The sequence below is a fragment of the Rhodococcus xishaensis genome, from assembly GCF_004011825.1.
Classification (GTDB): Bacteria; Actinomycetota; Actinomycetes; order Mycobacteriales; family Mycobacteriaceae; genus Prescottella; species Prescottella xishaensis.
Window position 1 is genome coordinate 276349 of sequence record NZ_RKLO01000005.1, and the last position, 22240, is coordinate 298588.

Annotated in this window: 23 protein-coding genes; 10 read left to right on the forward strand and 13 right to left on the reverse strand. The window is 66.3% G+C overall.

The features are described 5' to 3' along the window. Positions 1-472: 472 nt before the first annotated feature. Positions 473-1861 (forward strand): FAD-dependent oxidoreductase, encoded by a 1389-nt coding sequence (locus EGT50_RS13540; RefSeq protein ID WP_127955168.1) that lies wholly within the window; start codon positions 473-475, stop codon positions 1859-1861. Positions 1862-1942: 81 nt separating this feature from the next. Next, on the forward strand, positions 1943-2686 hold the full coding sequence (locus EGT50_RS13545) for an amidohydrolase family protein (protein WP_127955169.1): 744 nt from the start codon (positions 1943-1945) through the stop codon (positions 2684-2686). Between the two features lie 4 nt (positions 2687-2690). On the opposite strand, the gene purT is transcribed toward EGT50_RS13545, so the two are convergent. From purT to EGT50_RS13560, 3 genes are all read right to left on the reverse strand, one after another. Then, on the reverse strand, positions 2691-3893 hold the full coding sequence (gene purT, locus EGT50_RS13550) for a formate-dependent phosphoribosylglycinamide formyltransferase (RefSeq protein WP_127955170.1): 1203 nt from the start codon (positions 3891-3893) through the stop codon (positions 2691-2693). Between the two features lie 83 nt (positions 3894-3976). Further along, positions 3977-4717 (reverse strand): alpha/beta fold hydrolase, encoded by a 741-nt coding sequence (locus EGT50_RS13555; RefSeq protein WP_127955171.1) that lies wholly within the window; start codon positions 4715-4717, stop codon positions 3977-3979. A gap of 4 nt (positions 4718-4721) precedes the next feature. Continuing rightward, positions 4722-5099, reverse strand: coding sequence for a VOC family protein (locus tag EGT50_RS13560; protein WP_127955172.1), 378 nt, complete (start codon positions 5097-5099; stop codon positions 4722-4724). A gap of 139 nt (positions 5100-5238) precedes the next feature. On the opposite strand from EGT50_RS13560, the gene EGT50_RS13565 reads away from it, so the two are divergent. Next, on the forward strand, positions 5239-6339 hold the full coding sequence (locus EGT50_RS13565; RefSeq protein ID WP_235870746.1) for a CaiB/BaiF CoA transferase family protein: 1101 nt from the start codon (positions 5239-5241) through the stop codon (positions 6337-6339). 50 nt (positions 6340-6389) lie between these two features. Here the strand turns inward: EGT50_RS13565 and yczR are convergent, their stop codons facing one another. Next, the gene (gene yczR, locus EGT50_RS13570) at positions 6390-7859 is read right to left on the reverse strand and encodes a MocR-like transcription factor YczR (RefSeq protein WP_127955174.1); all 1470 of its coding nucleotides are present in this window, start codon (positions 7857-7859) and stop codon (positions 6390-6392) included. 467 nt (positions 7860-8326) lie between these two features. Here yczR and EGT50_RS13580 point away from each other — a divergent pair, with 467 nt between their 5' ends. Next, entirely contained in the window at positions 8327-9415 is a 1089-nt protein-coding gene (locus EGT50_RS13580; protein WP_127955175.1) for an S-(hydroxymethyl)mycothiol dehydrogenase, read from the forward strand. Further along, entirely contained in the window at positions 9412-10074 is a 663-nt protein-coding gene (locus EGT50_RS13585) for an MBL fold metallo-hydrolase (protein ID WP_127955176.1), read from the forward strand. The genes EGT50_RS13580 and EGT50_RS13585 overlap by 4 nt, the downstream gene beginning before the upstream one ends. Before the next feature lie 18 nt (positions 10075-10092). On the opposite strand, the gene EGT50_RS13590 is transcribed toward EGT50_RS13585, so the two are convergent. Beyond that, on the reverse strand, positions 10093-11382 hold the full coding sequence (locus EGT50_RS13590; RefSeq protein ID WP_127955177.1) for an adenylosuccinate synthase: 1290 nt from the start codon (positions 11380-11382) through the stop codon (positions 10093-10095). Between the two features lie 280 nt (positions 11383-11662). Between EGT50_RS13590 and EGT50_RS13595 the strand changes: the two genes are divergently transcribed. After that, the gene (locus tag EGT50_RS13595) at positions 11663-12337 is read left to right on the forward strand and encodes a hypothetical protein (RefSeq protein WP_127955178.1); all 675 of its coding nucleotides are present in this window, start codon (positions 11663-11665) and stop codon (positions 12335-12337) included. A gap of 62 nt (positions 12338-12399) precedes the next feature. Continuing rightward, complete coding sequence (locus EGT50_RS13600; protein ID WP_127955179.1) at positions 12400-13179, forward strand: site-2 protease family protein; 780 nt, start codon at positions 12400-12402, stop codon at positions 13177-13179. Between the two features lie 102 nt (positions 13180-13281). Here EGT50_RS13600 and EGT50_RS13605 read toward each other — a convergent pair whose 3' ends face one another. From EGT50_RS13605 to EGT50_RS13625, 5 genes are all read right to left on the reverse strand, one after another. Then, on the reverse strand, positions 13282-13587 hold the full coding sequence (locus tag EGT50_RS13605) for a chorismate mutase (RefSeq protein ID WP_127955180.1): 306 nt from the start codon (positions 13585-13587) through the stop codon (positions 13282-13284). 82 nt (positions 13588-13669) lie between these two features. Continuing rightward, complete coding sequence (locus EGT50_RS13610) at positions 13670-14584, reverse strand: aminotransferase class IV (protein WP_127955181.1); 915 nt, start codon at positions 14582-14584, stop codon at positions 13670-13672. 81 nt (positions 14585-14665) lie between these two features. Further along, a complete protein-coding gene (locus tag EGT50_RS13615) occupies positions 14666-15595 on the reverse strand; it encodes a cation diffusion facilitator family transporter (protein WP_127955182.1) in 930 nt (309 codons plus the stop codon). A gap of 61 nt (positions 15596-15656) precedes the next feature. Next, the gene (locus tag EGT50_RS13620) at positions 15657-16751 is read right to left on the reverse strand and encodes an FUSC family protein (protein WP_408014644.1); all 1095 of its coding nucleotides are present in this window, start codon (positions 16749-16751) and stop codon (positions 15657-15659) included. A gap of 37 nt (positions 16752-16788) precedes the next feature. After that, a complete protein-coding gene (locus EGT50_RS13625; protein ID WP_127955184.1) occupies positions 16789-17205 on the reverse strand; it encodes a DUF3151 domain-containing protein in 417 nt (138 codons plus the stop codon). An 81-nt stretch (positions 17206-17286) separates the two neighbouring features. Here EGT50_RS13625 and EGT50_RS13630 point away from each other — a divergent pair, with 81 nt between their 5' ends. After that, positions 17287-17820: an Rv0361 family membrane protein gene (locus EGT50_RS13630; protein ID WP_127955185.1), complete on the forward strand. Its 534-nt coding sequence runs from the start codon at positions 17287-17289 to the stop codon at positions 17818-17820. Between the two features lie 37 nt (positions 17821-17857). Here the strand turns inward: EGT50_RS13630 and EGT50_RS13635 are convergent, their stop codons facing one another. Together EGT50_RS13635 and EGT50_RS13640 are read right to left on the reverse strand one after the other, a co-directional pair. Continuing rightward, positions 17858-18457 (reverse strand): hypothetical protein, encoded by a 600-nt coding sequence (locus EGT50_RS13635; RefSeq protein ID WP_127955186.1) that lies wholly within the window; start codon positions 18455-18457, stop codon positions 17858-17860. Between the two features lie 796 nt (positions 18458-19253). Then, on the reverse strand, positions 19254-19517 hold the full coding sequence (locus EGT50_RS13640; RefSeq protein ID WP_127955187.1) for a TetR/AcrR family transcriptional regulator: 264 nt from the start codon (positions 19515-19517) through the stop codon (positions 19254-19256). Positions 19518-19627: 110 nt separating this feature from the next. Between EGT50_RS13640 and EGT50_RS13645 the strand changes: the two genes are divergently transcribed. Both EGT50_RS13645 and EGT50_RS13650 read left to right on the forward strand, forming a co-directional pair. Continuing rightward, entirely contained in the window at positions 19628-20071 is a 444-nt protein-coding gene (locus EGT50_RS13645; protein ID WP_127955188.1) for a nuclear transport factor 2 family protein, read from the forward strand. Positions 20072-20308: 237 nt separating this feature from the next. After that, positions 20309-20830 carry a GNAT family N-acetyltransferase gene (locus EGT50_RS13650; RefSeq protein WP_127955189.1) on the forward strand — a complete coding sequence of 174 codons (522 nt, stop codon included), beginning with the start codon at positions 20309-20311 and terminating at the stop codon, positions 20828-20830. 210 nt (positions 20831-21040) lie between these two features. Here the strand turns inward: EGT50_RS13650 and fbaA are convergent, their stop codons facing one another. Beyond that, positions 21041-22078, reverse strand: a complete 1038-nt coding sequence (fbaA, locus tag EGT50_RS13655; protein ID WP_127955190.1) for a class II fructose-bisphosphate aldolase — start codon at positions 22076-22078, stop codon at positions 21041-21043. Positions 22079-22240: the final 162 nt, after the last annotated feature.

Consider the following 22240-nt stretch of genomic DNA (forward strand, 5'->3'; position numbering starts at 1 on the left):
TTCACCAGCTTTCCACAGCGCCCCATCGGGCGCAGAGCACGGATCGACGGCAATTCCGATCATCACGATCGTGACTATTGACACGGCGGGAAGGATCGGTTCCACCGCCGCGCGCCGGAGGCCCTCGGCGGGATCGTGCCGGTCTTCCATACCTGCGTTTTCGCCGCCTCCGAGGAGTCGGAGACCGCCCGAGTCCAGGGCGATCGAGACCACAAACGCCGGTTGTGCCCCCTCAAGGCAGAGCACAGTACCTGGAGGAAGCTCACACCGGCCGCATGGGTCCTGGCGGCTTCCGGGCTCTAGCATGAAGGCAGGTGCGGTCACGCCGTGAGGCTGTTTGGCACGGTAGCCGCCACCCACGACAGCCCTACGGCACCCGGGGTTAGGTGGGACTCACTTCACCAGGAGTCGCACGTACGCTGTCACTCGAGCACAAGCACGTTCGCCCAATCGAAAAGGTAGTTCGCCTCAGATGACTGACCAGACTCGTCCACTGCGCGTGGCCATCGTCGGCGCCGGCCCGGCCGGCATCTACGCTGCCGACGCGCTCATGAAGTCCGACGCCGAGGTGAGCATCGACCTGTTCGAGCGGATGCCGGCACCGTTCGGGCTGATCCGGTACGGCGTAGCCCCGGACCATCCGCGGATCAAGGGCATCATCACCGCGCTCCACAAGGTTCTCGACAAGGACGCGGTCCGACTGCTCGGCAACATCGACTACGGCACCGACATCACCCTCGAGGACCTGCGCAGCTTCTACGACGCGGTCATCTTCTCCACCGGCGCCAACGCAGACCGCGCCCTCGACATCCCCGGCATCGGGCTCGACGGCTCCTACGGCGCTGCGGACTTCGTGTCCTGGTACGACGGACACCCGGACGTGCCCCGCACTTGGCCGCTCGAGGCCGAGAAGGTCGCGGTTCTCGGTGTCGGCAACGTCGCGCTCGACGTCGCGCGGGTGCTGGCCAAGACCGGCGACGAGTTGCTGCCGACGGAGATCCCCGCGAACGTCTACGAAGGTCTGAAGAGCAACAAGGCCGTCGAGGTCCACGTGTTCGGCCGCCGCGGGCCGGCGCAGGCGAAGTTCACGCCGCTCGAGCTGCGCGAGCTCGACCATTCCCCGAACATCGAGGTGATCGTCGACCCGGAGGACATCGACTACGACGAGGGCTCCGAGGCCGCGCGCCGCGCCTCCAAGCAGGTCGACATGGTCGCCAACACGCTGCAGGACTGGGCCATCCGCGACCAGGGGGACCGTCCACACAAGCTGTTCCTGCACTTCTTCGAGTCCCCTCACGAGATCCTCGGTGAGGACGGCAAGGTCGTCGGATTGAGAACCGAGCGAACCGAACTCGACGGCACCGGCAACGTCCGTGGCACCGGCAAGTTCAACGACTGGGACGTACAGGCCGTCTACCGGGCCGTGGGCTACCTGTCGCAGAACATCCCATCGATCCCGTTCGACGATCAGGCGGGCACCGTCCCCAACGAAGCCGGACGCGTGCTGCGTGATCCGAGTCCCGCTCCCGACGGCGACGAGGGCCGCTACGTCCCCGCCACCTACGTGACCGGCTGGATCAAGCGTGGCCCGGTCGGCCTCATCGGCCACACCAAGGGCGACGCGAACGAGACCATCGCATGCCTGCTCGAGGACGCCCCCCACTTCACCGAGCCGGCGAACCCGTCCCCGGATGCGGTCATAGAACTCCTCGAGGGCAGGGGCGTCCCCTACACCACGTGGCAGGGCTGGTACCGCCTCGACGCCCACGAGCGGTCGCTCGGCGAGCCCGAGGGCCGCGAACGCATCAAGGTTGTCGAGCGCGAGGACATGCTCCGCGCCAGCGAGCCGCACAAGGCCTGACGCTCCTAGCTGGGAGGGCCGTTTCACGCGCTACCGGCGCGTGGAGCGGCCCTCCAGCCGTTCAGCAGGCATTATGAAACCGTGTTTGACGCACACGTCCACATCATCGACCCCCGGTTCCCACTGGTGGAGAACAACGGCTACCTGCCCGATCCGTTCACGATCGACGACTACCACCGACGGATGGTGGGGTTGGGAGTGGACGGTGGCGCCGTTGTGACCGCGTCGTATCAGGGCACCCTCGGCCGCCCGGGTCTGCTGGCCGCGTTGGAAGAACTCGGCGAAGGCTGGGTGGGCGTCACCCATCTCGATCCCGACGCCACCGACGAGGACATCGTCGCGCTCGACCGTGCCGGGGTGCGCGGGGTGCGGTTCAACCTGCGACGCAGCGCCACCGACGTGCAGGTCCTGACATCGCAGGCCCTGCGCGCCCACGAACTGGTGGGCTGGCACGCCGAGTTCTACGTGGACGCCACGCTGCTGCTGTCGCTCGAACCGGTGTTCGCCAAGCTTCCCGCCGTGAGCATCGACCACCTGGGGATGTCGACCCGCGGGCTGAGCTACCTGCTCAATCTCGTCGACCGCGGCGCCAAGGTGAAGGCCACCGGCTTCGGGCGCGCCTCCATCGACGACATCGGTTCCGTGCTGCGCCGGATCCACGCCGTCAACCCCAAGGCCCTGATGTTCGGCACCGACCTGCCCGGCACCCGCGCGCGCCGCGCCTTCGAGGCCGCCGACATCGACATCATCGCCGACGCCGTCGGCGACGACCTCGAGGCGGTTCTCGGCGGCAACGCCCGCGAGTGGTACCGCTGCCCGCCCTGAGCGCCTACTCCGGAACGACCACGCGCACCCGTGAGGCGGCCTCGCGGGCCCGCCCGCGTGCCGTCGTGACATCGGCCCCGGTGGACACCGCCACGCCCATCCGCCGACGCGCGAACGCCTCGGGCTTGCCGAAGAGCCGCAGGTCCGTTTCGGGGACGGCGAGAGCATCGGCGACCCCCTCGAACGCCACGCCGACGCCTTCGACGCCGCCATAGATCACTGCGGATGCGCCGGGCGCCGCGAGGGTGGTGTCGACGGGCAGGCCGAGGATCGCCCGGGCGTGCAGTTCGAACTCCGAGCACCGCTGCGAGCGCAGCGTCACCAGCCCGGTGTCGTGCGGGCGCGGGCTGACCTCCGAGAAGTACACGTCGTCACCCTTGACGAACAGCTCGACACCGAAGATGCCGCGACCACCGAGCGCGGTGGTGACCTTCTCCGCGACGTCCCTGGCGGCGGCGAGAGCGGCGGGGCTCATGGCCTGCGGCTGCCACGACTCGACGTAGTCACCCGAGTCCTGCAGGTGCCCGATCGGTTCGCAGAAGTGAGTGCCGTCGACCGCGCGAACGGTGAGCTGGGTGATCTCGTAGTCGAAGTCGACGAAGCCCTCGACGATCACTCGACCCTTGTTCACCCGCCCACCGGAAAGCGCATAGTCCCAAGACTTTTCGAGGTCCTCGACGCTACGGGCCACGGACTGGCCCTTGCCGGACGACGACATCACCGGCTTGATCACGCACGGGAACCCGATCCGCTCGGCCGCGGCCCGGACCTCGTCGAGAGAGTCCGCGAACGCGTACGGCGACGTCGGCAAGCCCAGGTCCTCGGCGGCGAGGCGGCGGATGCCCTCGCGGTTCATCGTGAGCTGCGTGGCCCGTGCGGTGGGGATGACGGTGGCGAGGCCGCGCTCCTCGACCTCGGCGAGCGCCTCGGTGGCGATGGCCTCGATCTCGGGCACCACGAAGTGCGGCCGCTCGTCCTCGATCAGGCGCTGGAGTTGATCGCGATCGCCCATGTCGATGGTGTGCGCCCGGTGGGCGACCTGGTGGCCGGGGGCATCGGCGTAGCGGTCGACCGCGACCACCTCCACACCGAGGCGCTGCAGTGCGATGATCACCTCCTTGCCCAGTTCACCGGAGCCGAGCAGCATCACGCGGGTCGCGCTAGGGCTCAGGGGGGTGCCGATTCGGGTGGAGACGTCTTCTCGCATGGTCGGACTATATTCGGTCCTCGGTGGTCCTGTGGTGGCGCCCACCGGCCGGCGTCGATGTACTCCTTTGCAACACAACTCCTCTAGCCGCGGCCGTTTGCATGGTCCAGGAATTCGAGCACGGAGGCGTTGAAGAGCTCGGGCCGCTCCTGGGCACACGGGTGCCCCGCATCGGGCACGATCATGAGTTCGGCGCCGGGAATCGAATCCGCGATGAGTTCGGTGTGACGGAGGGGGATCACGTCACGTTCCCCCGCGATCACGAGTGTCGGAACGGCGATTGCGGCCAGGCTGTCGGCCGTAATGTGCGGGTGCAGGACCATGAGCCCCAACAACTCCCGCTTCCGTGTCAGGGTCGGCGACAGCCTCGGTGCCAGGATCGACGACAACGGCATCACCAGCGCGCCGACGAGCCAGACGAGGGTCGTGCGAATCCGGAACTGCCACGGCAGGCCGCTCGGATCGAGGTTGGCACCGTTGACAATCAGCGACCGCACCCGTTCCGGTCGGCGCACCGCCAGCGTCAGCGCAGTGTTGCCGCCGTCGCTGTAACCGAGGACGTGCGCGCTGTCGATCCCGAGAGCGTCGAGGGCCACGCACACGTCGTCAGCAAGCCGATCGAAGTCGAGTGGGCCGTCTCCACGCGTCGATTCACCGTGGGCTCGGGTGTCGAGGGCGACCACCCGAAAGCGCTCGGCGAAGGCCGGCACCTGTGCGGCGAAGTAGTCGAGGTTCTCGCCGTTGCCGTGCAGGAGCACCAGCGCCTCGCCCGTTCCGGAGACCTCGTAGTGGAGCCGCGCGCCGACGGTTTCGACGTATCCCACGGGGTCAGCTCGGCGGCTGGTGGATCGACAGCACATTGCCGTGCGGGTCGCGGAACCACGCGACGCGGGTGCCGTCTGGTGCTGTCCACGCGGCGAGCTCGTCCTGATCCATCCCCTGGTAGCGGAGGAACTCGATGCCCTTGCCGCGCAGTTTGTCCACGGTGGACGACAGGTCCGTCGTGCGCCAGCCCAGCACGGTGTAGCCGGTGTCGACCCTCGACTGCACGAGCGTGATTCGTAGCTCGGTTCCGCCACCGTCGACGACGAGTGCGAAGGGGGTCCGCTCGACCTCGGACAGACCCAGGGTGTCGACGTAGAACATCGACGACACGTCGAGGTCTGTGCTGGCCAGGAAGGCGACGAGTTCTCCCGGGAAGGCCATGAATCCACTCTGCCCTTCGACGACCGCCGCGGACAAGACCACCGTAGGCAAGAGACATACAGCGGTGGCTCGGCCACATGGACCATTCGGGAACAGTTACGGTCACAGAATCGGAGGTCGACCATCCAGGAGGAATGACGTGACTGTTGCAGGTACGGAACGACAGGGCCCGCTCGAGCGTATCCGTGTCGTCGAATTCGCCGGGATCGGTCCCGGTCCGCACGCCGCGACGCTGCTCGCCGACCTGGGCGCTGACGTCGTGCGGGTCCAGCGGGCAGGACGCCTCCCGGCCGAGGGCGAGGTGGGCGACCAGACCGCACGCAACCGCCGCATCGTCGAAGCCGACCTGAAGAACCCCGCCGACGTGGAGAAGATCCTCGGGCTCCTCAGCCGCGCCGACGTCCTCATCGAGGGTTTTCGCCCCGGGGTCATGGAGCGGATGGGTCTGGGTCCGGACGTCGTCCTCGAGCGCTGCCCGCGCCTGATTTACGGCCGAATGACCGGCTGGGGCCAGGATGGGCCGCTCGCACACTCCGCGGGCCACGACATCAACTACATCTCCCTCACCGGCGTGCTGCACGCGGTCGGCCGCAAGGGTGAACGCCCCGTGCCGCCTCTGAACATGGTCGGCGACTTCGGTGGCGGTTCGATGTTCCTGTTGTTCGGTCTCCTGGCTGCCCTGGTCGAACGTCAGACGTCGGGCAAGGGCCAGGTGGTCGACGCCGCAATGGTCGACGGCACGCTCGCGCTGTCGCACATCATCTGGAACTTCCGCCGCAACGGCATGTGGTCTGACGAGCGTGGCGTCAACATGCTCGACGGCGGTGCGCCCTACTACGACACATACGAGACCGCCGACGGCAAGTACATGGCGGTCGGCGCGATCGAACCCCAGTTCTACGCAGCACTGCTCGAAGGCCTCGGACTCGATCCTGCCGCTCTGCCCGGTCAGCACGACGCGGCGCGTTGGCCCGAGCTGCGCCAGATCCTCACCGAGCGCTTCCGCGCCAAGAGCCGCGACGAGTGGACCAAGATCTTCGAAGGCACCGACGCCTGCACCACTCCGGTCCTGACGTTCTCCGAGGCCCCGCAGGACCCGCACATTGCGGCCCGCGACGGCATCATCGAGCTCGAGGGCGTACCGCAGCACGCCCCCGCGCCGCGGTTCTCGCGCACGGCGACGACCACGCCCGCACCACCGGCACGGACGGCCACCGATGCCGACACACTTTGGCTCTGAGCATCTTCCACGGCGGCCGGACACGACGCGGTGCCCGGCCCGCCGCCGTCTCAGACGAGCATGGAATCGGCCGGTTCCACACTGACCCCGAGGGCTTCGTAGGCCGCCGCAACACCCGCCACCGCGCGTCGCAGTTCCTCCGCCGGCCGCGCGTATGGGAACCGGATGTATCGCTCGAATGCCCCCTCGACGCCGAAACGCGGTCCGGCTGCCAGTACGACCCCGTAGCTCGGCGCAGTCGCGGCGAGCGCGGTGGACAGCGGCGCCGGCATCCTCAGCCACAACGACATTGCGCCCGTTCCTACAGTGGGAACCCAGTCGGGCAGCCGCGCGGACAGCTCGTCGAGCAGGACGGTTCTCTGGCTGCGCAATAACTCGCGACGTTCCTCCACCGGGCCGTCACCAGCCATCAACAGATGCAGGCCGGCGAGTTGATCCATCACTGGGGTGCCGAAGTCCCACGCCGCCCGGGTACCGGCGAGCCGGGTGATCAACTCGGGCTCAGCTCGAATCCACCCAATGCGCAGGCCACCCCAGTGCGACTTCGACAGCGACCCGATACTCACAACGCCCGACCGCGCGAGGCCCGGTGCGTGCGCCGCGACCGGCGCGGGAGGCGGCGCGTCCAGCCACACGTCGACCATCGTCTCGTCGACCACGAGCGTCATGCTCGTGTCCCGCGCGATCCGTGCGAGTTCGGTGCGACCCGCGTCGTCTAGACACAACCCGGTCGGATTGTGGAAGTCCGGGATCAGGTACGCCATACGTGCAGCGGTCTGCCTTGCAGCACTGCGGATTCCCTGGAGATCCCATGCCTGGGACCCGCCGCCCTCGGGACGCACCGGCACGGGAACCAGGCGGCCGCCCACCTGCCGGATGGCCGCGAGCGCATTGGGATACGTCGGATGGTCGACGAGCACCCGCTCTCCCGGGGCGACGAGGACGCCGAGGAGCAGCCGCAACGCGTGCTGGGCACCGGACGTGACCATGATCTGCGCCGGTGTCGTCTCGAGACCCCGCGCGCGGTATCGCGCTGCGATCGCCTCGCGCAGGGTCGTGATACCGCGTGGCTCCAAGCCGAAGGTATCGAGAAACGGCGGAAGATCCTGCAGCGCAGCGCTGTACGCATCCTGAACCGCCGAAGCCGGGGCGGTCATCGCGGCGTAGGTCAGATCCACCACACCACCGTCGGGCAGTGTCCGCCGCTGCACCTCGGTCGGCTCGTGGTCGTGCGACGTCACGGGAAGGGTGACCGTGCTCCGCGAGCCCTGACGACTCGACAGGTATCCCTCCTCGCGCAAGACCGAGTACGCGGTGGTGACAGTCGTCCGGCTTACCTTCAACTCACCGGCGAGGTCCCGTTCTCCCGGGAGTGCCGATCCCAGCGGGATCCTGCCGTCATGGACGAGCAGGCGGATGCCGTCGGCCAGGGACCGGTAGGCGGGACGACGCCCGGCGTCGTCCCTCCACGCACCGAGGTCACGAGACACCGTCCGGGCACCAACCGCATGCATCATCATGCAGTCCAGTATTCGAGATCTGGATGTTTATCTCAAGGCCAGTTACCCCACAGACTGGCCGCCATGAGCACAGTCATCGCCCTGATCTGCATGACCCTATTGGCCGGCTTCGTCTACCGGTATCTCTCCCCGGACTGCCCGAGCCGACTGTTTCGGCTCGAACAGTTCCGCCCTGCAGCACCTTTGGCTGGGATTCTTGACGAGCCCGATCGAGCGAGGACGGACGGGACACCGTTGCCAGCTACACCCGCCCCAAGGGAGGATCAGTCCAGTTTTGCAGAACTGGACTGATCGATGGCATCGCACGCCCGGCAGCCCCGATTCCGCCCCGCCGATGTTCGGAATCGTCTCCACCGGTATCCACCCGCAGGTTCAGGGCGCGCGAGGTGACTAGCCTCGTAGTCGGGTGCGCACCTCGCCATGCGTGCGCCCGTGCGTCCACATCGACCGAACGGAGTGGAGAGATCATGCCGCAGCAGGTGAGGGGCGTCATCGCCCGCGTGAAGGATGCGCCCGTCGAACTCGTGAACATCTCGATCCCCGATCCCGGCCCAGGCGAGGCCGTCGTCGCGATCTCGGCGTGCGGAGTGTGCCACACCGACCTGACCTACCGTGACGGCGGCATCAACGACGAGTTCCCTTTCCTGCTCGGACATGAGGCCGCGGGCATCGTCGAGGCCGTCGGTGAGAACGTGGACACCGTCGAGGTCGGCGATTTCGTGGTCCTCAACTGGCGCGCTGTGTGCGGAAAGTGCCGCGCCTGCAAGCGCGGTCGCCAACAGTACTGCTTCGACACCCACAACGCGAAGCAGAAGATGACCCTCGAAGACGGGACCGAACTGACCCCGGCGCTGGGCATCGGTGCGTTCGCTGACAAGACCCTCGTTCATGCCGGGCAGTGCACCAAGGTCGATCCGACCGCCGACCCCGCCGTCGTCGGCCTACTCGGCTGCGGTGTCATGGCCGGCATGGGTGCCGCGATGAACACAGGCGCTGTCACCCGCGGTGACTCGGTCGCCGTCATCGGCTGCGGCGGCGTCGGGGACGCGGCGATCATGGGTTCGCGTCTCGCCGGGGCGAACAAGATCATCGCTATCGACCGCGACGCCCGGAAACTCGAGTGGGCCATCGGACTCGGCGCCACCCACACCATCGACGCCTCCGAGGTCGACGACGTCGTCGAGGAAGTCCAGGAACTCACCGACGGCTTCGGCACCGACGTGGTGGTGGACGCGGTCGGCCGCCCCGAGACGTGGAAACAGGCCTTTTACACACGCGATCTGGCCGGTACCGTCGTCCTCGTCGGTGTCCCCACCCCGGACATGACGATCGAGATGCCACTCGTCGACTTCTTCTCGCGCGGCGGATCACTCAAGTCGTCGTGGTACGGCGACTGTCTGCCCGAGCGTGACTTCCCGATGCTCGTCGACCTGCACATGCAGGGCCGACTCCCGCTCGAGAAGTTCGTGTCCGAGCGGATCGCGCTCGACGACGTGGAGCAGGCGTTCGTGACCATGCACCGCGGCGAGGTGCTGCGCTCGGTGGTGATCCTGTGAGCGGCCGGGCGGGCGGAGCGACGGGGGACCGTAACCGCCTGCGGGTCGACCGGGTCGTCACGTCCGGAACATTCGAACTCGACGGCGGCACATGGGATGTCGACAACAACGTCTGGCTCGTCGGCGACGACGACGAGGTCGTGGTCATCGACGCCGCGCACTCCGCGCAGCCGATCATCGACGCCGTCGACAACCGCAAGGTTGTCGCGATCGTGTGCACGCACGGCCACAACGACCACATCACCGTCGCACCAGAACTGGCCGAGCGGCTGGACGCTCCGATCCTGCTGAACCCCGCCGACGACATGCTGTGGCAGATGACCCATCCTGGCGTGCGGCATCAGGCACTCGAGGACGATGAGCGGATCATTGTGGCGGGCACCGAGATTCGGGCAATCCATACCCCGGGTCACTCGCCCGGATCGACCTGCCTGTACCTGCCCGACGCCGGTGAATTGTTCACCGGAGACACCCTGTTCTCGGGCGGTCCCGGCGCGACCGGGCGCTCGTACTCCGACTTCCCGACGATCATCGGGTCCATCCGCGACAGGTTGTTCTCACTGCCGCCCGAGACCCGCGTCCAGCCCGGCCACGGAGACGGCACCACCCTCGGCACCGAAGCCCCGCACCTGGAGGAGTGGATCGCGCGCGGGCACTGACCTTCCCGGTCGGGAGGTTCAGGCCAGGATGTCGCGGCGGACGATGGTCTGGTCGCGACCGGGGCCGACACCGATGCAGGAGACGAAGGCGCCCGAGAGCTCTTCGAGCCGTCGCACGTAGTTCTGCGCGTTGACCGGCAACTCCTCGAAGGTGCGGCAGTCAGAGATGTCCTCCCACCAGCCCGGCATCTCCTCGTATATCGGCTTGGCATGGTGGATGTCGGTCTGCGTCATGGGCATCTCGTCGACGCGGACACCGTCCACCTCGTACGCGACGCAGATCGGAATGGTGTCCAGGCTGGAGAGCACGTCGAGCTTGGTCAGGAAGTAGTCGGTGATGCCGTTGACGCGGGTCGCGTACCGCGCGATGACGGCATCGAACCAACCGGTGCGGCGGGAGCGACCGGTGGTGGTGCCCACCTCGCCGCCCTGCTTGGCCAGGAACTCGCCGTGCTGATCGAACAACTCGGTCGGGAACGGTCCCGAACCGACCCGAGTGGTATAGGCCTTGAGGATGCCGAGAACCGTCGCGATCTTCGTGGGGCCGATGCCGGAACCAACGGACGCACCCCCCGAGGTCGGGTTCGACGACGTCACATATGGGTAGGTGCCGTGGTCGACGTCGAGCAGCGTGCCCTGTGATCCCTCGAGGAGCACGGTGTCGCCACGCTCGAGCGCGCGATTGAGTTCGAGACGGGTGTCGGCGATGCGCCGCTTGAATCCGGCCGCCTGCGTGAGGACTTCGTCGACCACCTGCTGCGGATCCAGGGCCTTGCGGTTATAGATCTTGACGAGCACCTGGTTCTTGAATTCCAGTGCGGCCTCGACCTTTTGGGTGAGGATCTTCTCGTCGAGGACATCCGCCACACGAACGCCGACTCGAGCGATCTTGTCCTGGTAGCAGGGACCGATTCCGCGGCCCGTGGTGCCGATCTTCTTGGCGCCGAGGAAGCGTTCGGTGACCTTGTCGATGGCCACGTGGTACGGCATGATCAGGTGCGCATCGGCCGAGATCAGCAGGCCGGCCGTGTCGACGTCCCGCTCCTCCAGGCCGGCCAGCTCGTCGAGCAGGACGCCCGGGTCGATGACGACGCCGTTGCCGATCACGTTCTTGACGCCGGGGGTGAGGATGCCCGACGGGATCAGGTGCAGCGCGAACTTGTCGCCGTTCGGCAGGACCACGGTGTGTCCGGCGTTGTTTCCACCCTGATACCGAACGACCCACTGCAGGCGGCCGCCCAGTAGATCGGTAGCTTTGCCCTTACCCTCGTCACCCCACTGGGCACCGATGAGGACGATTGCCGGCATTTCCCTGTCTCCTACGGTCGACGTGCAGTCGTATCCGACTACATGGTCCTGCCGTGGTGTAGGCAGTGGCCGGAGGCACAGTCTAGTCGAGACCGACTGTCGGCCAGCCCGCTAGTCCTCCGAACCGGCCCGAGCCGGCATCGGTACCCGGTCGATCGTTTGCGACGTCGACACGGATTCGGGTAGACATCGAAATGCCCTTGCGTGCGACTTACAGGTCCCGTCGCCGCTGTCGTGGCGTGGCGACGAACGTGAGCGCCGGAAATCAGCAAGGAGTGTCATGACCCCGGTAGTGCTCAAGTGCGGCGACGCGCCCCTACCGTTGGCGCTTCGCTCGCTCGACGTGTTCAACGCGCCCGCCCTCCCGGAGAAGGACGACTTCGACGAGGCCTTCGCGAAACTGGAAACGGTGGACAACGCACGCCTGGTGATCGTCGGAGATGACGGTGCCTTCGCAGCGGCGCTGACCCGACTGATGCGCAGCGAGCGTCTTCACATCGAACTCGCCTACGTCCCCGAGGAGCGCACCGACGCCACACACGCGTACGGCTTGCGGACCGGATCCAAAGCCGCAACCATCGCCGTCTCCGGCACCGCCCGTCGACTGCCACTGATCCGTGACGACGCCGGCATCGCGCTCGTCGGGGAAGCGCACGTCCATGGGTCCGAACACGACGGTGAGTTGATCGGTGAGGCATACGTCGACGACAAGCGCTTGTTCTCGGGCACTGTGCCCGGCATGCGGGTGGTACCGATTCCCGAACTTCCGGGTTTGCGCGCCGCGATCGACAAGCGCCGCTGGTTCGGCGGCCATAGGTGGCTCACCGGCCGTGCCGTCCAACTCGGTTCACCGTCGGCCGTGCTGACCCGCGACGGCATCCGCACCGAGCGCGCCGTCAAACGCTCGACGTTCTACCGACACGATCAGGACTGGCTTCTCGTCTACGACTCCTGACTGTGGTCGCCCTTCGGCGGCACTTCATCGGTACGACGGCACTTCGTCTGGATACTGAAAGCATGCATATCGGCTCACGATTGCGGTCGTCGGTCATCCGGCCGAGCCCCGTGTTCCTCGGTATCGTCGCGATCGCCATCGTGGGCGGCGTATTCGCCTGGCGGGCGGGCGGCGACGTGTCATCGTCGGGCCGGATCGGGGTCTTTCTGCTCGTCGTCGCAGGGTGGGTCGTCACGCTGTGTCTGCACGAGTTCGCGCACGCCTTCGTCGCTTGGCGAGCCGGTGATCACGATGTCGTCATCCGTGGTTACCTGACACTGGACCCGCGCAAGTACACCCAGCCCCTGCTGTCGATCGGGCTGCCCGTGCTGTTCCTCGCCCTCGGTGGCATCGGTCTGCCGGGCGGCGCGGTGTACGTCAAGACAGGGGCCATGCCGCCACGCGTGCAGACACGCGTCGCGCTCGCCGGCCCGACCGTCAACGCCGTTGCCGCGGTGATCCTGCTCACAGTGGTCCGGATGTTCGGTGTCGACAGCGAACACCAGGTGTTCTGGTACGGCTTGAGCTTCCTCGCGTTCTTGCAGGTGATGGCGACAATCCTCAACCTGCTCCCGGTCCCCGGCCTCGACGGCTACGCGGCGTTGGAACCGCACCTGAAGCCGAGTACCCGCGCATCGCTGGGCAAGATCAAGCCCTTCGGGCTCCTGTTGCTGATTGCGCTGTTGTTCGTGCCGCAGATCAACATTGTGTTCTTCGACACGATCTACTCGATCTTCGGCCTGTCGGGTATCCCGGAGGTCTATGCGTCGTTCGGCCGCTTCCTCATGCAGTTCTGGCGCTGAGCGCGACCCGAAGTGGCGAGTGCCGAAGTGATGAGTTGCGAAACTGAAGAGTGACCGTGTCGGCCCCGATAAGTGCCGTGTCGATGAATCGGGGCCGACCGGTCACATGGCATGACCTAGACGCCCCCGCCCGAGCCTTAGCAGCAACAACGCAAGCGTGTGCCCCTCCGGCCCAAGGTCATCGAATCGCGACAGAACCCTCATTTCCCGGGTGTGCACCAGACGGGGGCCGCCGCCGAGCATGCGCACCTCACCGATCTGACGGGAGAGTTCGGTACGCCGCTGGATGGCAGCAAGGATCTCTGCATCCAAGCGGTCGATCTCGTCGCGGAGTTGCTCGATGTCGACGCCCTCTTGGCGGTTGGCTGCGAGGCCCGTCGACATGTTCGATACCTGTGCGCTGGTCATGTCATCAACGCTAGGTACGCGATCGCGTAGGGGCGTAGGTAGTTGACTACTCGAATCAAGCCGGCCGCGGGTAGGACCGGGATCAGCCCAGCGAGGTGACCCAGCCGTGCAGTTCGTCGGACCGCAGAGCCGATGCATGCCGCTTGCGCAGCGCCTCACAGATCGGCCCCTGGGTGCCGTCGCCGACGATCCGGCCGTCGACCTCGACGACCGGCGCGACGTTCGCCGATGTGCCGGTCACGAACACCTCGTCGGCGATGTACAACTCGGTGAGATCGACCGTTCGCTCGACGACCCGAATGCCGTCCTCGCCAGCGAGGGTCAGTAGCGTACGGCGATTGATGCCATCGAGAATGTCGCAGGACACATCGGGGGTGATGAGGGTGCGGCCCCGCACCAGGAAGATGTTCGCCGCGCTCAACTCGCACACGTGCCCGGCGCCGTCGAGGAAGATCGCGTCGTCGTAGCCGGCGTCGATCGCGTCCTGCTTCGCCAGCACCGAGTTGACGTAGGCACCGTTGACCTTGGCCCGCGACGGGATCGCGAAGTCCGGAATACGGCGCCAGGTGCTGGTCTTGAGCCGCATACCGTCCTGCGGGACTATCGGGACCGCGTCGTAGGCAAACATCGACAGTATGGTGCGGCAGCCGCGGACCCGGGTGCCGGGAATCGACTCGTCGACGTGGACGGTGGCCCGCACGTAGACGTCGGACGCGGGCGCATTGGCGGAGACCAACTCCACCGCGACCGAGACGAACCGGTCGAAACTCCACTCGCCCTCGAAGCTGTCGATCCCGATGATCCGGCACGATTCGACCAGCCGTCGGTAGTGATCCGCCAGACGGAACGCGGTGCGGGTCGCGCCGTCGACGTGGACCGGGAACACCGTGTACACGCTCAGTCCGTACAGGACCGCGGACGTCGCTACGCTGAGTGTCGCTTCTTTCGCGGGTACGAGTCCGTCGCGGTAGTACACGTGAGGATGCGGCTCGGCCATGGTGCGATCGTAGAGAAAGAGGCCGGGGCTCACAGCGAGATTGTGACCATCACCCCACGCGGGTCGGGCACGTCGTCCAGCTCACCAGGTGAGGTCCTCCTGGCAGCGAGACCCTTCGGTGCCGGTCTCGACCTGAACGGTGGCGTGGCTCAGGCCGTGCGAGTCGAGAACCTGCTTGGCCGCGGCCAGCACCCCGCGTGAGTCCGTGTCCTCACTGCAGGTGGTCAGGTGCGCCGTGGCGACGTCCATGCCCGTCGTCAGCGTCCACACGTGCAGGTCGTGGACGTCCGAGACTCCGGGCAGTGCGCACAGGTCGGCGCGGACGGCGTCGACGTCGATGTGGGCCGGTGAGGCCTGTGTGAGGATCCTCAGCGCCGACCCGGCGAGCCTGAGTGCTCGCGGCACCACCCACAGCGAGATCAGCACGCCGACGATTATGTCGGCGTACGTCCAGTTGAACAGCAGTACTGCAGCGCCCGCGAGCAGGACACCGACGCTGCCGACGGCGTCGGCGAGCACCTCGAGGTAGGCGCCACGGACGGCGATCGAACCTTTGGCGTCACCGCGGAGCATCAGCATCACCACGATGTTGGCGGCCAGGCCGGCGGCCGCGGTGGCGATCAGCGGGATGCCTGGGATCTCGGGAGCATCACCTATCCGGTTGATTGCCTCGAACATGATGTACGCGGCTACGCCGAGCAACAGGACAGCGTTGGCCATCGCGGACAGGACCTCGGCACGGTGCCAACCGAAGGTGCGGGCCGCAGCCTTGGAGCCCTGCTTCGCCAGCAGCAGCGCGACGAGGCCCATCGAAATGCCGATGACGTCGGTGAGCATGTGGCCGGCGTCGGCGAGCAGTGCAAGGGATCCGATCGCCAGCCCGACGGAAACCTCGAGAACGAAGAACGCGAACACGATGACGAGCGCGACCACCATGCGGCGGATCCGCTTCCGCGACGTCCCGGCAACCCCATTGCCACCGACAGTTCCGTGCCCGTGACCTGCTCCCATGCTCACCCTCCTCTCAGGCCCAAGCCATCATATGCACATATTCGCATATATTGAAAGTGGGTCACAGGTCGGGACGGTAAGCAGGCCTGGGCACTGTCGGCGGAAGCGTCGCGATCGAGGAGATTCGGCCGAGCCCCGCAACCTGCAGCAGATCCACGATGACGGAACGTAGCTGCGCGAACACGACCGTCGCGGAGATCCCCGCATCCTCGACGAGTTCGGGCTTCATTCCCGACGAGACGGTACGCAACATCCGGGCCGCCTCGGCCTGGTCCGGCTGCTCCCCTGGTTCGGCGAGGATCATCCGCCGCACCACCTCCAGCGCGTGAGAGAGCTTCTCGACCTGATCGACCAAACGCGGATCCAGGATCTCGTCGTCGAGGACCAGCGAAAGCGACCGCCGCGACAGCACCCGGATATTGCGCATCGCGTTGTCGAGCGGATCGGCCGCAGCGATCAGACGCGCGAGTCGGGCTCGACTGCCCCAGTACAGCGGCGAGATGCGACTGATCTCCATACCACCGGAGAGATTGCTGCGCAGCGAGTCGATCGCGGGCTGCGTCGCACGGGCCTTACGAAGCGCCTTCTCGATAGGTTTCGGGTCGTTCCCAATCAGGCCGTCAGCGAGCAACCGCATTACTTCCGCCGCGGTCGCGACGATGCTCGCCGCATCACGTCGTGCTCGGCGGACGGGATGGGTCGGCACGAGCGCGACCACAGCCACGCCGACGATTCCCCCGATGAGAGCGTCGACCATGCGAGCGACGCCCGCGGCGTCCCCGGGAGGAAGCAACGTCGCGACCAGAACCGCCGACGTGCCGGCCTGCATCGAGAAGATGGGACCCGACCCGATCAGCACCGCCGTCCCCATGGCCAGGACGACAACGAGCGTGATCTGCCAGCCGCCGGAACCGATCGCCGAGATCAACAGGTCGCCGACACCGATGCCGACCGTGACACCGCAGACCAACTCCACGGAACGGCGCAACCGTGCGCCAAGCGACAACCCGAGCGAAACGACAGCCGCGATGGGCGCGAAGAACGGTTGGGCGTGGCCGACGATTACCGTCGCGACGAACCACGCGATGCCAGCCGCCAGACCACACTGCAGAACGGGCACCGCCGAGACCCTGAGGCGGCCGATCGAGGCCGCCACCCGGTCTCGGGCCGCTGCCCGGCGGGAAACGAAACGGCTAGCCGAGACCAAGTGCTTCCGCGGCGCTCGGATCACAGTCCTCGAGCAGATCCAGGCACCGTGCGTACTCGTCGTTCTCGCCGATCGACTGGGCGGCCCGGGCCAGGGCCGCGACGCAGCGCAGGAATCCGCGGTTGGGCTCGTGGCTGTAGGGGACCGGACCGAAACCCTTCCACCCGTTGCGACGCAACTGGTCGAGCCCACGGTGGTAGCCGGTGCGCGCGTACGCATACGCCGTGATGACCTGGCCCTGCTCGAGCGCGGCCTCAGCCAGGGATGCCCACGCGATCGAAGCGGTCGGATGCTCGGCAGCGACCTTCGCCGGGTCCTCACGATTGAGCAGAGCCGACTCCGCCTCCTCGTCACCGGGGAGCAGAGTGGGCTGCGGTCCGAGAAGATCACCGAAAGACGTCATGGCGTCTATTGTGCCCGGCCGCGCACGCTGGTCGATAGGCTGCCCACGGATCGATCACGCTCCCGCTCCGAGAGGCGTCACGTGTCCCCCACCGACGACTTCCAGACCCCGCGCTCACCGGACAGGACCGGACCCCGACGCATTGCACCCGCGACGCCGGCGGCGAAGTCGGTCGAAGGGCGCGGCGCTCGGCGCGGCCGGCTCAGCCCGTCGACCATCGCCGTCGCCGGCGTTCTGGCGGCACTCGGAGTCGCCGGGTTCCTGATCGCTCGCATCGCTCAGAGCGGGCCCGAATCCGAGGTAGGCGACGCCGTCAAGACGTTCGTGGCCGCGCTCGACTCGGGCGATCTGACGGCCCTGCAGGAGTCGACGTGCGGCACACTCGCAGACTTCTACCAGGACATCCCGCCCGCCGAGTTCGCCGACGTCCACGCCGACGCCGTGACCCACGGCGGCATCCCCGTCGTCACGAGCATCGACACCGTCCAGATCACCGACGATTCGGCGATCGCCCAGGTCACCGCGCACACTCACCGCGACCCGTCCAACGAGTCGCCACGAACGTTCAACCTCGAACGCATAGACGGTGTCTGGAAGGTCTGTGACCCCGAATGACTCCGTTCACGAAGCATCGCGATCGTGTGCTGGCCGCCTACCAGCGTGAGTGCAAGAGTCCGGTCACCGATTCGTTGATGTAAGCCTGGCCATTCGGACCGACTGCGGTTCCACACACGACCCGTCCGTAGTACCAGCAGGCGAGCGCGTTGTACGGCCCGCCGGTGTAGCCGACCCTGTTCGGCCACGACCAGAAAACGTCGCCGGGACTGTCCGGCCATGACCCGTAATCATCACCGGGCCCGGCGAACTGAATGTTCGGCGAGCCGTTGAAGCACGGCTGCGGCGGCGACCCGCCGCACTCTCCCGGAGCCGGCGCCATCAGCTCTGCTGCGGATGCCGCACCCTCCGGAACGAAGATCCCCTCTCCGACGCTCAGCACGGCGCCGGTGGCAGCGTCGATGAGCACCGACGTGACCTTCGACGACTGCAATAGCCCTCTGTCCGCGTCCGAAAGCCGGTCCAAACGGCCCGAATTCGGATCCTTCGCGTCTTCGACCGCCTTCTCGAAAGCTGCGGCTCTCGGGTCCGGCTCCCCTTGATTCGACCCACCCGGGGCACCGTGTGCCGGAGCGAATCCAAGCACCATGACGCCGGCGGCCGCGACTACTCCGAGCATCCTCTTCCGTGACTTCATTGACGCCCCCACCGTTGTCCAATGAACGGAAAATCCATCTCACCCTACCCACCTGTCCGCCCGGATCCGGGGCTTCCAGAGGCCGCGCTTCTACCTGCCGCGAATAGCCTCACGCTCAACGGAACAAACTGCCCTGGTTGGTCGATCAGGCCCGCCGCGACAGCGTCGCGTCACTACCACCAGTGAGGCGAGTGCTGCTTCCGCGACATGGCAACGGCTGCGGAGAACCAAGTTACTGAACCGACCAACGCTAGGGCCCAGCCGAGGATCCCGCTGACGTTCCCCTGCATCAGAAACGGCAAACTGACGCCCAGAATGACCAGGGCCATACAGGTGCCGTTAAGAATCAGAAATCTCTGTCTGGTGATCACTCGACCCTATACAAGCTGCATCCGCTCGCTGTCGCCTCGCACGCCGCGCCGCAGGTGCCCAATTCACGGTGTCCTTCGACGGCGGTTTGATTGATCCGCCTGTTCACTGGGTTTCGGCTCCGCCCTAGATCTTTCATGATTCCGGGTGGATGGAGGCCCTTTGGAGGTTGTGATCTGCTGCGCCACGAACCCTCTTCGCCGACTGGACCTGCGCCTTGTACTGCTTGCGTTCACGGCGGCGCGCAACTAGCCACGGAACCAAGGAGTAGATGATGGCGATCCCGGTTGCGAGGGCAATCCTGACCCATAGTGGCGGTTCCACCGTAAAGTAAAGGACCATACCGAGGACGATGACCCCGGTGAACGTGACTGGCCACGCCCAGCGGTCCCAGGCGGACACTTCAGACCTGGTCGGAGACACGCCGTCATCGTGCCACAGAAGCGCCGTTCGGGTGGAAGAGATCCTGTCCCAATATACTTCGCTCTCCGCGAGCCCACCTCTTGCGGCTCTCTTCTTCTTCGCGGAAGATCGCCTGAATCAGGGTCCATCGGGACGGGAAGTGCCGGCGCAGTGTGGCCGAGCCGACGCCGGCGACGCGGGCAATCTCCTCCAAGGACGCCGCCGCTCCGTCGCGCGCCACGATCTGTTGTGCGGCGATCAGCAGCCGGGGTCCGGCTGCTCGCCCCATCAGCGCGCATGCGGCGCTTCGGGCTCGTTGGGTCTTCCATCGATCCTCTCCATATGTGGTGGGCAACCCCACCTACGCTTAATCTCTCATCACCGGAAGGGCTACCTACCATGTCGACGTCCACGCTCGACCCCGAAGCTCGGTTCGCGATCAGCGACCTCATCCTCCGATACGGCACAGCGATCGACACCCGCGACTGGGGCCTGTTCCGCGGCATCTTCACCGATGACGCCTACATCGACTACACCGCCGCAGGCATCGGCACCTTCACCAGCGCCGACGACTTCGCACAGGCCATGCGAAAGGGACACGCCCCGTTCGGCAAGACCATGCACCGGCTGACCAACATCGTCATCAACGCCGGTGACGCCATCACAGCACGAACCTACGGCGACGCCATCGTCATGGCCGCAGACAACACCACCGGCCACCACGCTGCCGCCTGGTATGACGACGAAATCGTCCACACCACAAACGGATTCAAAATCGCTCGGCGCACCATCACCATGGTGCTGTTCGAAGCCATCCGCACCAACCTCGCCGCAACCTCCTAGCCCGGTGTGCCGCGGTACCTGGATCGGGTCGAGTCGGATTCATCTTCGACTGCCGGTAAACGGTGCTGCGGCCGACGCCGAGGCCTCGGCGATCTCGACGGCAGGGACGTCAACGTCCCACCCGGTCGAGATAGGTGAGAACTCCACACGGGCGCCGAATATGCTGAAGATCAGGCCGTCTTCGCGGGTGGACCGAAATCGGCGCACCGCGCCTGCCGCTGCGCCAGACTGGTGGTCGTGGACCTTGCTCATGTTCGGCCAGCCAAAGTCGAAGACCTCGAGACCCTTCCTGAGATGGAAGTCGCCGCGGGCAGCCTGTTCCGCGAATTGGACATGGACGCTGTCGCCGATGACCCGGCGCCGGAACCCGAATGCTTCCTACGCGCTCATCAACGAGGTCACGTTCTGGTGGCTGAGGCTGCCAACTGCGTAGTCGGCTTCGTACTACTCAATGAGCTCGATGACGCTCTCCATGTGGAGCAAGTGGCGGTAGTGCCCACCCACGGCGGTCAGGGAATCGGTCGCAAACTGATGCTGGCGGCCGAAGACGTGGCCCGGTGCCGGGGTTATCGCCGAATGACCCTCACGACTTTCCGCGACGTACCGTTCAACGGTCCCTTCTACAAGAGCATGGGCTGGTCCGCCGTCTCGCAAGCACGTCTGACACCCGGCCTCGCTGATGTGCGGCGAAGGGAAGCGGCAGCTGGCCTCGATCGATGGCCTCGCATCGCGATGGAGAAGTCCGTCACCAGTGACTGAGTCCCGCAGAAGTACGACGGACGATGACGGCCAGGATCGATCTGCGGGAGCGGCGGGCTGTTGCGCGCTGCTCCCACAGATCGGTGCACGAGGCGGAAAGGATGAGAGATCAGACTTCCCACCCCTCCACGTCATCTGCAGATTTCTCCACAGAACAATTCGGAGTTGCCCATTTTCGGGGACAGTTGGAATCCCCTCGTCGGACCTCGGTTAGCCGGCGGAGACCGAACGTCCCGCGGACTTGAGGTCCGTGCAGGCCTCGACTACGCGCTCGGTCATGGAGGCCTCGGCCTTCTTCAGGTAGCTCCGCGGGTCATAGGTCTTCTTGCTGCCGACCTCACCATCAACCTTCAGCACACCGTCGTAGTTGGTGAACATGTGCCCGGCGATCGGACGGGTGAACGCGTACTGGGTGTCGGTGTCGACGTTCATCTTCACGACGCCGTAGCTCAGCGACTCATCGATCTCCGACTTCAGCGATCCCGAACCGCCGTGGAAGACCAGGTCGAACGGCTTGGAACCGGCTGGCAGGCCCAGCTTCGCGGAAGCCGCGGCCTGGCCGTCGGCCAGCACGGACGGCTTGAGCTTGACATTGCCCGGCTTGTAGACGCCGTGGACGTTTCCGAACGTGGCGGCCAGCAGGTACTTGCCGTTCTCGCCGGAGCCCAGGGCGTCGATGGTCTTCTCGAAGTCCTCGATCGAGGTGTACAGCTTCTCATTGATGGCGTTCTCGACGCCGTCCTCTTCCCCACCGACGACGCCGATCTCCACCTCGAGGATGATGTTCGCGGCCTTCGACAGCTTGAGCAGGTCCTGCGCGATCTCGAGGTTCTCGTCGATGTGGATGGCCGAACCGTCCCACATGTGGGACTGGAAGAGCGGGTTCTGGCCTTTGTTCACACGCTCCTGCGAGATGGCGAGCAGGGGGCGGACGAAGCCGTCCAGCTTGTCCTTGGGGCAGTGATCGGTGTGCAGCGCGATCGTCACGTCGTACTTGGCCGCGACGACGTGCGCGAACTCGGCGAGCGCGACCGCACCGGTGACCATGTCCTTGACGCCCAGGCCCGAACCGAACTCGGCACCACCGGTGGAGAACTGAATAATGCCGTCACTGCCGGCGTCCGCGAAGCCCTTGATCGCGGCGTTGATCGTCTCCGACGAGGTGCAGTTGATGGCGGGGAATGCGAAGGAGTGCTCCTTTGCCCGTCCGATCATCTCGGCGTAGATCTCGGGAGTTGCGATTGGCACGGCGGCTGTCCTCCATTGGCGAGTCGTGGGCGCGGCCGATGCGGCGGCGCGCAGGATGTCTATGCAGTATGGCAATCAACACACACGAGCGCCTCCCCGGTATCAGCTCCCCGGTGGACAGGCCGTCGGCGGGTGAGAAATACCTCGGCTCGAGAGCCTCTC